General features: G+C 42.5%; 11 protein-coding genes. 5 read left to right on the plus strand and 6 right to left on the minus strand.

Translation table 11 applies throughout. The features are described from left to right. The first annotated feature begins 13 nt into the window (after positions 1–13). Genes scpB through yidD form a run of 3 tightly spaced genes read left to right on the plus strand, consistent with a single transcriptional unit; the run spans position 14 to position 1,534 of the window. Complete coding sequence (gene scpB / locus NMM17_RS08960) at positions 14–583, plus strand: SMC-Scp complex subunit ScpB (RefSeq protein WP_254754291.1); 570 nt, start codon at positions 14–16, stop codon at positions 581–583. Further along, complete coding sequence (locus NMM17_RS08965) at positions 570–1,292, plus strand: pseudouridine synthase (protein ID WP_254754292.1); 723 nt, start codon at positions 570–572, stop codon at positions 1,290–1,292. The genes scpB and NMM17_RS08965 overlap by 14 nt, the downstream gene beginning before the upstream one ends. After that, positions 1,292–1,534: a membrane protein insertion efficiency factor YidD gene (gene yidD, locus NMM17_RS08970; RefSeq protein ID WP_000821624.1), complete on the plus strand. Its 243-nt coding sequence runs from the start codon at positions 1,292–1,294 to the stop codon at positions 1,532–1,534. Before NMM17_RS08965 ends, yidD begins: the two co-directional genes overlap by 1 nt. Before the next feature lie 111 nt (positions 1,535–1,645). On the opposite strand, the gene NMM17_RS08975 is transcribed toward yidD, so the two are convergent. The 5 genes from NMM17_RS08975 to galE form a co-directional block, all read right to left on the minus strand. After that, entirely contained in the window at positions 1,646–2,611 is a 966-nt protein-coding gene (locus NMM17_RS08975; protein ID WP_254754293.1) for a siderophore ABC transporter substrate-binding protein, read from the minus strand. Positions 2,612–2,706: 95 nt separating this feature from the next. Then, a complete protein-coding gene (locus NMM17_RS08980) occupies positions 2,707–3,459 on the minus strand; it encodes an ABC transporter ATP-binding protein (protein ID WP_254754294.1) in 753 nt (250 codons plus the stop codon). Beyond that, positions 3,456–4,412, minus strand: coding sequence for an iron chelate uptake ABC transporter family permease subunit (locus NMM17_RS08985; protein WP_173251413.1), 957 nt, complete (start codon positions 4,410–4,412; stop codon positions 3,456–3,458). The genes NMM17_RS08980 and NMM17_RS08985 overlap by 4 nt, the downstream gene beginning before the upstream one ends. Beyond that, positions 4,402–5,361, minus strand: a complete 960-nt coding sequence (locus NMM17_RS08990; protein WP_254754298.1) for an ABC transporter permease — start codon at positions 5,359–5,361, stop codon at positions 4,402–4,404. The genes NMM17_RS08985 and NMM17_RS08990 overlap by 11 nt, the downstream gene beginning before the upstream one ends. Positions 5,362–5,504: 143 nt before the next feature. Then, entirely contained in the window at positions 5,505–6,503 is a 999-nt protein-coding gene (galE, locus tag NMM17_RS08995; protein ID WP_254754295.1) for a UDP-glucose 4-epimerase GalE, read from the minus strand. Between the two features lie 295 nt (positions 6,504–6,798). Between galE and pepA the strand changes: the two genes are divergently transcribed. Together pepA and NMM17_RS09005 are read left to right on the plus strand one after the other, a co-directional pair. Beyond that, positions 6,799–7,863: a glutamyl aminopeptidase gene (gene pepA, locus NMM17_RS09000; RefSeq protein WP_254754296.1), complete on the plus strand. Its 1,065-nt coding sequence runs from the start codon at positions 6,799–6,801 to the stop codon at positions 7,861–7,863. Positions 7,864–7,882: 19 nt separating this feature from the next. Then, a complete protein-coding gene (locus NMM17_RS09005) occupies positions 7,883–8,179 on the plus strand; it encodes a bacteriocin immunity protein (protein WP_084954033.1) in 297 nt (98 codons plus the stop codon). Between the two features lie 97 nt (positions 8,180–8,276). On the opposite strand, the gene NMM17_RS09010 is transcribed toward NMM17_RS09005, so the two are convergent. Then, positions 8,277–9,908: a Na/Pi cotransporter family protein gene (locus NMM17_RS09010; RefSeq protein WP_254754297.1), complete on the minus strand. Its 1,632-nt coding sequence runs from the start codon at positions 9,906–9,908 to the stop codon at positions 8,277–8,279. Positions 9,909–10,057: the final 149 nt, after the last annotated feature.

A 10,057-nucleotide genomic window follows, 5' to 3' on the forward strand; every position in this document is an offset into this window, starting at 1 on the left:
ATAGAGAGGAAAGATGAGTACTTTAGCAAAAATAGAAGCGCTCTTGTTTGTAGCGGGTGAAGATGGGATTAGAGTCCGCCAGTTAGCTGAACTCCTCTCTCTGCCACCGACAGGCATCCAACAGAGTTTAGAAAAATTAGCTCAGAAGTATGAAAAGGACCCAGATTCCAGTTTGGCTCTGATTGAGACAGGTGGTGCTTATAGATTGGTGACCAATCCTCAATTTGCAGAGATTTTGAAGGAATACTCTAAGGCACCTATCAATCAGAGTTTGTCTCGGGCTGCCCTTGAGACCTTGTCCATCATTGCCTACAAACAGCCCATCACACGAATAGAAATTGATGCCATCCGTGGGGTCAACTCGAGTGGGGCCTTGGCAAAGTTGCAGGCTTTTGACCTGATTAAGGAAGACGGGAAAAAAGAAGTGTTGGGGCGCCCCAACCTCTATGTGACTACGGATTATTTCCTAGATTACATGGGAATTAACCATTTGGAAGAATTACCAGTGATTGATGAGCTTGAGATTCAAGCCCAAGAAAGCCAATTATTTGGTGAAAGGATAGAAGAAGATGAGAATCAATAAGTATATTGCCCACGCAGGTGTGGCCAGTAGGAGAAAAGCAGAAGAGCTGATCAAGCAAGGCTTGGTGACGGTTAACGGCCAAGTGGTACGTGAACTAGCAACGACCATCAAGTCAGGCGACAAGGTCGAAGTTGAAGGTCAACCTATCTACAACGAAGAAAAGGTCTATTATCTGCTTAACAAACCACGTGGTGTCATTTCTAGTGTGACAGATGACAAGGGCCGCAAGACGGTTGTCGATCTCTTGCCCAACGTGAAGGAGCGCATCTACCCTGTAGGTCGTTTGGACTGGGATACATCAGGAGTCTTGATTTTGACCAATGATGGGGATTTTACGGATGAAATGATTCACCCTCGTAATGAGATTGACAAGGTTTATGTCGCGCGTGTTAAAGGTGTGGCCAATAAGGACAATCTCCGCCCCTTGACCCGTGGACTTGAGATTGATGGTAAGAAAACCAAGCCGGCTGTCTATGAGATTCTCAAAGTGGATCCAGTCAAAAACCGCTCTGTGGTGCAGTTGACTATCCATGAAGGGCGGAACCATCAGGTTAAAAAGATGTTTGAAGCTGTCGGTCTCCAAGTGGACAAGTTGTCACGGACTCGTTTCGGACATCTAGACTTGACAGGACTCCGTCCAGGAGAATCCCGTCGTCTTAACAAAAAAGAAGTCAGCCAACTACACACCATGGCTGTAACCAAGAAATAATGAAACGAATTTTAATAGCGCCTGTGCGCTTTTACCAACGTTTTATCTCGCCAGCCTTTCCCCCCTCTTGTCGCTTTGAGCCTACCTGTTCAAACTATATGATTCAGGCTATCGAAAAACATGGCTTCAAGGGTGTCTTGATGGGCTTGGCTCGGATTTTACGTTGCCATCCCTGGTCGAAAACAGGCAAGGACCCCGTCCCAGACCATTTTTCCCTTAAACGGAATCAAGAAGAAAAATGAGGCTGGGTAAAAATATTTTAGTGAAATGATAAAAACGCATCCTATCAGGTTTGAGTGAGCTTGATAGGATGCGTTTTATCATGTAAAGTTGTTAGTTGAGTTTGAAGTTGCTTATTTCAAAGCTTTTTGTGCGTCTTCAATCATGAGTTTTGTTGATTCAAGACCGCCTCCGCTTAGATACCAGAGGTCTGGTGTTAGTTGGATGATCTTACCATTTTTAGCGGCAGGAGTTTCAGCGATAAGGGCATTTTCTAGGACGCCATCGTTGCTAGAGTTGTCCCCACCGATGGCAAGGGTACGGTTGATGACAAAGAGAATGTCAGGATTGATTTCTTTGACACTTTCAAAGCTGACTTCTTGTCCGTGGCGAGAATCTTCAAATTGAGTATCAGTTGGCTTGAATTTCAAAGTTTGATACAAGAAAGAGAAACGAGATTGGGCACCAAAGGCAGCCATTTTTCCTTCGTTGAGGAGGATAGCAAGGGCTTTTTTGTCAGAGCTTTCATTTTTAGTAGCGACTTCTTGGATGCTCTTGTCTAGCTTGGCCAATTCTTCCTTGGCTTTCTGTGAACCGGTTTCACCGAAGGCACTTGCTAAGGATTCGATATTTGCCTTGGTAGAAGTCCAGTAGTCGTCCTTGCTTGCTTGGAAGAGAACAGTCGGAGCGATTTCGTTGAACTTATCTACGAATTTTTGGGTACGTGGTGAAGCGATAATTAAGTCTGGTTCAAGAGCAGCAAGGGCTTCTAGGTCTGGCTCAACCATAGAACCAACATTTTTAACTTTTCCAGCTAGGTCTTTAAGATAAGTCGGAACAGTTTTTGTAGGCATTCCGACGATATTCTTTTCAAAACCTAAAGCGCGAATAGTATCCGCAGCACCGAGGTCAAAGGTCACAATCTTTTCAGGGACTTTTGAAAGTGTGACTACACCTAGTGAACTTTTAATGGTTACCTCTGTTGGAGCAGAGCTACTTGACTCCGTCTTACTAGTGCTTGAGTTTGTACTACATGCACCAAGTAGGAGCAAGAAGCTGGCTGCTAGGGCAGTAAGGTAAAGTTTAAGGGATGTTTTCATAATTTCTCCTTTTTAAAATGTGATAACGATTTAGGGAATCTCTTGGTCTTATTGACTAAGAGACAAAGTTTCTTCTAACTCGAGTTTCTGAGTTACTAGCTATAGATACAAATCTTTTTGCCATTGATATCAGCCAGTGTGATGGGAATCTCATAAAGTTGACTGAGTAGGTCAGCCTGCATGATTTGATTGGTTGTTCCCTTGCTAAAGACTTGACCGTCCTTGAAGGCAACAATTTCATCCGCATACTGACTGGCTATGTTGATATCGTGAAGGACGATGATAATGGTCTTGCCGAGTTCCTCCACCAGTCGCCGAAGAATCTGCATCATGCTGACGCTTTGCTTGATGTCGAGATTGTTGAGCGGTTCATCTAGCAAGATAAAGTCTGTATCCTGGGCCAGTACCATAGCGATAAAAACACGTTGCATCTGTCCACCAGATAGGCTATCGATGTAGCGGTCTTTTAGGTTGGTCAGTTCTAAATAGTCCAGAGTTTCTCGGATTTTTTCCCAATCTTCTGGTCTCAGTCGACCTCGGCTGTAGGGAAAACGTCCAAAACTGACCAGTTCTTCAACAGTCAATTTGGCTTGGTAATTGATTTTCTGCTTTAGGATAGTCAGTTCTTGAGCCAGTTCTTGTGAATTCCAACTCTCGATTTCACGATCTTTGATACTGAGAATTCCCTGATCCTTCTTGGTTAGTCTACTCATAATGGAGAGGAGAGTTGATTTTCCAGCACCATTGGGACCAATAAAGGCTGTCAGTTTTTGAGGACTGACTTCAAGCGAAATGTCTTGTAAAATATCCTGTTTTTGAATGGATTTGTCAATGTTTTCCAGTTTCACTGACGCGCCCTCCTGTAAAGTAAGATAAAGAATAAGAGACCACCCACGCTCTCGATAATCATGCTGATGCGAATTTCCAGCGCAAAGACTCGTTCAATAAGGGCTTGCCCCAAGGTCAAACTGATAAATCCGACCAGAATGGCTACGATAAAGAGTAGCTTGTGCCGATAATCTTTGACAATCAGGTAAGTAAGGTTGGCTAGCATAAAGCCGAAGAAGGCCATAGGTCCTACCAAGGAAGTAGCAGTTGAAGTCAAAAGCACGATGCCCCAGAGGAGTTCTTTCTGTTCTTTTTCAACATTGAGTCCCAATATCTGAGCCGTTTCTCTTTGTAGGTGCAAGACATCCAGAGTGACTGCTTTCCGGAAGAAAAAGACTGTCAAAGCAAGGATGATTAGAGAGCCGATGGCTAGGATGGAAGTGTTGAGATGTTGAAAGGAGGCAAAGAGACTGTTCTGCAGTTTATCGTATTCGTTTGGATCCATCAGAACCTGAAGGAAGGTACTGATATTTCGAAAGAGACTTCCGAAGGCTAGACAGATTAGCAGGATGAAGACCAAGTCTTGTTTCATCAGTGTCTTCAAGTAGCCTTGTAAGGCGAGAAAGAAGAGGGATTGAAGCAGAAGCAAAACTAGGAATTCTAAGATGGGAGATTTCCCGAGTTGAAGAAACTTGCTTTCAAAAACCAGTAGTAGAGTTTGTAATAGGACGTAGAAGGATTCGATTCCCAAAATACTTGGCGTCAGGAAGCGATTTTCCGTTAGGGTTTGAAAACTAATGGTCGAAATCCCAGTCGCGATAGCTACCAAGAGATAAACGACAATTTTTTGGGAACGCAACTTCCAAGCAAAGGCAGATAGGTGGGTGATGGGCCAAAAATAGAGGATACAAGCTCCGATGGCCAGAATAATGAGAAGGCAGAAGAGTTTGGTATGTTTGTTTTTAAACTGCATCTTTTCGTCCCCCTCTCCAGAGAAGTAGGATAAAGACGAGGCTACCGATGATTCCTAGCAAGAGACTGACAGACAGCTCATAGGGCCGAATCAGAACTCGGGATAGGATATCGCAGGCCAGAACTAGATTGGCACCGACTAGTGCGACCATGAGTTTGGTTTGACTTAGGTTATCTCCATAGCGCTTGCGAACAAGATTGGGGACAATAACTCCGAGAAATGGTAAGCCACCCACGGTAATCATGGTGACGCTTGTCGTTAGCGCAACCAGAAAGAGAGCCAGTTTTTCAAGTAGGGAGTAGGAAATCCCCAAACTCTCACTGGCTTCCTTGCCTAGATTCATGATGGTAAAGGTTTGGGATAACTTCCAAACGGCTATCAGGATAATGAGGCCTAAGAAGAGCCATTCATACTGATGGGTCTGAATCATGGAGAAGGAGCCTTGAGTCCAAGCAGTCATACTCTGAACCAGATTGAAACGGTAGGCGATAACTTCTGTCACAGAACCGATAATCCCGCTATAGATGATTCCAATCAGAGGCAACATCCACCTTTCCTTTACAGTAAAAATGGTCATAAAGGCTAGGAAGAAGAGGGTGAATGTGATGGATGAAACAAAAGCGAAGAGCATCTTTTGGGTCAGACTAGCTGATGGAAAGACAAAGAGGCTCAGCACCATTCCCAGTTTGGCGGCTTCAGTCGTTCCAACTGTACTCGGTGCAGCAAACTGATTTTGAGTGATAGTCTGCATGAGCAGTCCTGCCATACTCAGACTAGAGGCAGTCAGGAGAATGCTGATGGTTCTTGGGAGACGGGACTCTTGAAAGAGAAGCCAGGCCTGCTGGTCGAAAGCAAAGAGCTTTCCCCATGAAAAATCACTGGTTCCAATGCTAATAGAGAGAAAGACTAGGAGTAGAAGTAAGCCAATTAAATAGTGAGAAAGTTTCATACCCCGTCCTTTCATGTAGATTTGGTATCGAAAGATACCTGCGGATATTACTGTAACACGATTTCTTTAATCTGTCAATAAATTTTCTGACAATTTAATGAATAAAACAGGGAGAGAGTACCAAGACCTTCTCCTCTGTTTTCCTATTCCAAAATGTTTTTGCCTTCTTTAACACGCCAATGATAATCCGATAAAATAATATCTTCAAGAGAGTAGCTAGCTTGCCAGTCAAGATATTGTTTAGCTTTTGATGCGTCTGCTAGGACGCTAGCTGGGTCACCAGCACGGCGAGCAACAATTTCGTGTGGGATTTTTTGATCCAGTAATTCTTCAGCAGTTTTAAAGATTTCTTTGACGGTATAGCCTTTTTCAGTTCCTAAGTTAAAGATTTGAGAAGAACTGTCTTCTTGAAAGAGGTAGTTCATTCCTTTAACATGAGCCTGTGCAAGATCCAAGACATGAATGTAATCTCGAATACATGAACCATCACGTGTATCGTAGTCATCTCCAAATATTTTCAGGCTATCATTTTGTCCCAATGTGGTCTTGTTGATATTGGGAATGATATGAGTTGGATTTTTTACACGGAGACCATTTGAAGCATCCATTTCAGCTCCAGCAACATTAAAGTAGCGGAAAATAACATATTTCCAATCGTAGCGATTAGCCATCCAGTAAATCATTCGTTCGCCCATCAATTTTGTTTCTGCATAAGGATTGACAGGGTCGAGCAGGGTATCTTCAGTTGCAGGCTTGTCAATACAGTTATTACCATAGAGGGAAGCAGTCGAAGAGAACATGATTTTTTGAATGCCAACTTCAGATAAGACTTTGAGAACTTGGTTCATACCAGCAACATTGGCAGTGAAGTATTTACTTGGATTTTCAATACTTTCGCTCACAACAATCTCACCTGCACAATGCAGAACAGCATCAATCTGATTTTCTTCTAAGTAAGCTTTTAGAGCACTAGAATCATAAACATCCAGTTGTTTAAAGCTAGCACGACTATCTACAGCTGAACGATTTCCTGTAGAAAGATTATCTAAGACATGCACCTTGTAGCCAGCATTTAAAAGAGCTTTAACGGTATGGGAGCCAATGTACCCAGCCCCACCTGTAACAAGAATTGTTTTGGTCATGATTTTTTTCCTTTTTCTAGTTTTGTACTATTTTAAAGAAAGAAGAAAGGAAAGTCAACTATTTTCTGTAAATTTCATGAAAAAATTGAACGATTTTGGAATTAAATTGTTTTTTGTTTGGAAATAAAGTTTCGAGTTAATCTTGGAATGTTTCTTGGATTTTATATCACATGCAAGAAAATACAAGCTTTTTCTAAGATACAGTAAGACTAAGATACTAATTTAGAAATCCACCTTCCCGCTATCCTTCTCCTATAAAAAGTGGTAAAATGGATGAAAGAAAGAAGGAACTGAAATGACAACATTATTTTCAAAAATCAAAGAAGTAACAGAACTTGCTGCTATCTCAGGTCATGAAGCGCCTGTCCGTGCCTATCTTCGTGAAAAGTTGACACCACACGTGGATGAAGTAGTGACAGATGGCTTGGGTGGTATTTTCGGAATTAAACATTCAGAAGCTGCGGATGCACCGCGCGTCTTGGTCGCTTCTCATATGGATGAAGTTGGTTTTATGGTCAGCGAAATCAAGCCAGATGGTACCTTACGTGTGGTAGAAATTGGTGGTTGGAATCCTATGGTGGTTAGTAGCCAACGTTTTAAACTCTTGACTCGTGACGGTCGTGAAATTCCTGTGATTTCAGGTTCTGTTCCACCACATTTGACTCGCGGTAAGGGCGGTCCAACTATGCCTGCTATTGCAGATATCGTCTTTGATGGCGGTTTTGCGGATAAGGCTGAGGCAGAAAGCTTTGGCATCCGTCCTGGCGACACCATCGTACCAGATAGTTCTGCAATCTTGACGGCCAATGAGAAAAATATTATCTCAAAAGCTTGGGACAACCGCTACGGTGTTCTTATGGTTAGCGAGTTGGCGGAAGCTCTGTCAGGTCAAAAACTTGGCAATGAACTCTATCTTGGCTCTAACGTCCAAGAAGAGGTTGGTCTCCGTGGTGCTCATACTTCTACAACTAAATTTGACCCAGAAGTTTTCCTAGCAGTTGACTGCTCACCTGCTGGCGATGTCTATGGAGGTCAAGGTAAGATTGGGGATGGAACCTTGATTCGCTTCTATGATCCAGGTCATTTGCTTCTCCCAGATATGAAGGACTTCCTTTTGACAACAGCTGAAGAAGCTGGAATCAAGTACCAATACTACTGTGGTAAAGGCGGAACAGACGCTGGCGCAGCTCATCTGAAAAATGGTGGTGTCCCATCTACAACAATCGGTGTTTGCGCTCGTTATATCCATTCTCATCAAACCCTCTACGCTATGGATGACTTCCTAGAAGCTCAAGCTTTCTTGCAAGCCTTGGTGAAAAAATTGGATCGTTCAACAGTTGATTTGATTAAAAATTATTAAACTTAAGGAGGTGGTAGGGATGGTAGAACCAAACCTAGAAAGCCTTATAAAAGATCTTTACAATCATGCTCGACATGATTTGAGTGAAGATTTAGTTGCTGCTCTCCTAGAGACTGCTAAAAAACTGCCTACTACAAATGAGCAATTGTTGGCAGTTCGTCTCTCAGGTCTGGTCAATCGTGAATTGCTCCTAAATCCCAAACATCCGGCACCTGAGTTGCTCAACTTGGCTCGCTTTATCAAAAGAGAAGAAGCCAAGTACAGAGGAACAGCGGCTTCTGCGATTATGTATGGGGAGCTATTTAAAATGCTTTGATTCCATTGTGAATCAAAGCATTTTTCTATATGTTAGAAAAGCAATTCTTGATTAGGAAAAGAAAAAAGCCATCCTATTTAGGATAGCTTCTTGGTTCTTAGATTTGTTCAGCGATGACCTTTTCAGCTAGATTCATAGCGTGGTCAGATACACGAGTATAGTGGGAAATGATGTCGATAAAGTTGACCCCAGCTTGTGTTGAACACTCGCCCTTGTTGAGGCGTTTGATGTGGGTCTTTCTAAGAACACGTTCCATATTGTTGATTTCTTTATGGCGTTCAATCAGACTTTGAGCTTTTTCAATATCATTGTTTTCCACGCTATCAAGGGCATCCTTGATAAAGTCAGTGGTTTTTTGATAGATATCGGCTAATTCCTGCAAAGCAGCTACAGAAAACTCAACATTTTTACGTTGAAGGTAGTCAGTCAGATTGATTAGGGCTTCTGCGTGGTCCCCAATCCGTTCCAAATCACGGGATGAATCCAGGATGTTGGTGAGCACTTCACTTTCTTTCTGGCTAAGAGCTTCACTTGAAAGAGTAATGAGGTAACGAGTCAATTTTTCATCAATGGTATTGATGGCTTCCTCTGTCTTGTGTCCTTTTTCAGCAACCTTTTCATTAAGGTCAATGATGTAGTTGTATGAAAGGTCAAAGGCTTTGGAAGCATAATTTCCCAAGTGAAGGAGTTCTTTCTTTGCATTTCCGAGAGCGATTGATGGAGCTTGTTTAATCAAATGTTCATCAAGATAAAGTGGCTCGTACTTCACAATTTCATCTTCACCAGGGATGAGCTTGGTTACAAAGTAGGCCAAGGCTCCGATGAATGGAAATTGTACAATAGTGTTACTTACGTTAAAGGCACCGTGAGAGAAGGCGATGGTCATCTCAGGTGAGAGGTGAAGGAGTGCCTGGAAGTACTCAATCATAGACGTAAATGGACCTAATAAGATTAAGCAAAGAATAGTTCCCAAAACGTTAAAGGTAACGTGGGTTGCAGCAACGCGTTTTGCAGAGATATTGGCTCCAGCTGCCGCGATGATAACTGTTAGGGTTGTCCCGATATTATCTCCGAAGAGAACTGGTAGCGAACCTTTAAGGTCAAGGAATCCACCTGCATAGAGACCTTGCAAAATCCCGATTGTCGCAGAAGAAGCTTGGATGAGGACGGTAATCACTGCACCGGCAAAAACTCCCAACACAGGATTTTGTCCCAAGGTTACCATGTATTCCTTGAATTGTGGTAAATCTTTAAGAGGACTCATACCGGCACTGATGAGGTTGAGGGCGTAGAAGATTCCCCCTACACCAAACAGGATGCGCCCGATATTGTTTGCTGTTCTGTTTTTTGTAAAGAATAGGAACATGGTTCCAAGGAAAATCAAGGGTAAAGCATACTCGCCAAGCTTGAAACCAATGATAAAGGAAGTGACGGTGGTTCCGATGTTGGCTCCCATGATAATTCCGATAGCCTGTCTAAGAGTTAGAAGACTAGCGCTGACCAGTCCAACTGTGATAACTGTAACCCCTGTACTTGATTGAATCAGGGCAGTCACGACAATCCCGACTAGAACACCTAAAAAGGGATTGCTGGTGTACTTGTCAATGTAAAAACGAAGGCGATCTCCAGCAGCTTGTTGCAAACCGTCTCCCATGGTCTTGATACTATACAAGAATAGTCCCAGACCACCTAAAAAGTGAAATAAAATTTCCTGCCAATTAATGGACATTTCTTTTTCCTCCGAAAAATAATAACGGAATTTCTCCTATTCTATTTTAAAGGATAAAAGTAAATCTAACAAGTGTTAAGCTAAGATTTTAGAAAGAAAATTCGTTAGAAAAAGTAAAAATAATACACTCTAACATGGCATGAAGATTA

The sequence above is a fragment of the Streptococcus sp. CF7_Ac1-12 genome (assembly GCF_024295905.1).
Lineage (GTDB): Bacteria > Bacillota > Bacilli > Lactobacillales > Streptococcaceae > Streptococcus > Streptococcus mitis_AP.

Bases quoted from the DNA above. Each gene is read 5' to 3' on its own strand.
- scpB (WP_254754291.1), top strand. From the start codon at position 14: ATGAGTACTTTAGCAAAAATAGAAGCGCTCTTGTTTGTAGCGGGTGAA.
- NMM17_RS08965 (WP_254754292.1), top strand. From the start codon at position 570: ATGAGAATCAATAAGTATATTGCCCACGCAGGTGTGGCCAGTAGGAGA.
- yidD (WP_000821624.1), top strand. From the start codon at position 1,292: ATGAAACGAATTTTAATAGCGCCTGTGCGCTTTTACCAACGTTTTATC.
- NMM17_RS08975 (WP_254754293.1), bottom strand. From the start codon at position 2,611: ATGAAAACATCCCTTAAACTTTACCTTACTGCCCTAGCAGCCAGCTTC.
- NMM17_RS08985 (WP_173251413.1), bottom strand. From the start codon at position 4,412: ATGCAGTTTAAAAACAAACATACCAAACTCTTCTGCCTTCTCATTATT.
- NMM17_RS08990 (WP_254754298.1), bottom strand. From the start codon at position 5,361: ATGAAACTTTCTCACTATTTAATTGGCTTACTTCTACTCCTAGTCTTT.
- galE (WP_254754295.1), bottom strand. From the start codon at position 6,503: ATGACCAAAACAATTCTTGTTACAGGTGGGGCTGGGTACATTGGCTCC.
- pepA (WP_254754296.1), top strand. From the start codon at position 6,799: ATGACAACATTATTTTCAAAAATCAAAGAAGTAACAGAACTTGCTGCT.
- NMM17_RS09005 (WP_084954033.1), top strand. From the start codon at position 7,883: ATGGTAGAACCAAACCTAGAAAGCCTTATAAAAGATCTTTACAATCAT.
- NMM17_RS09010 (WP_254754297.1), bottom strand. From the start codon at position 9,908: ATGTCCATTAATTGGCAGGAAATTTTATTTCACTTTTTAGGTGGTCTG.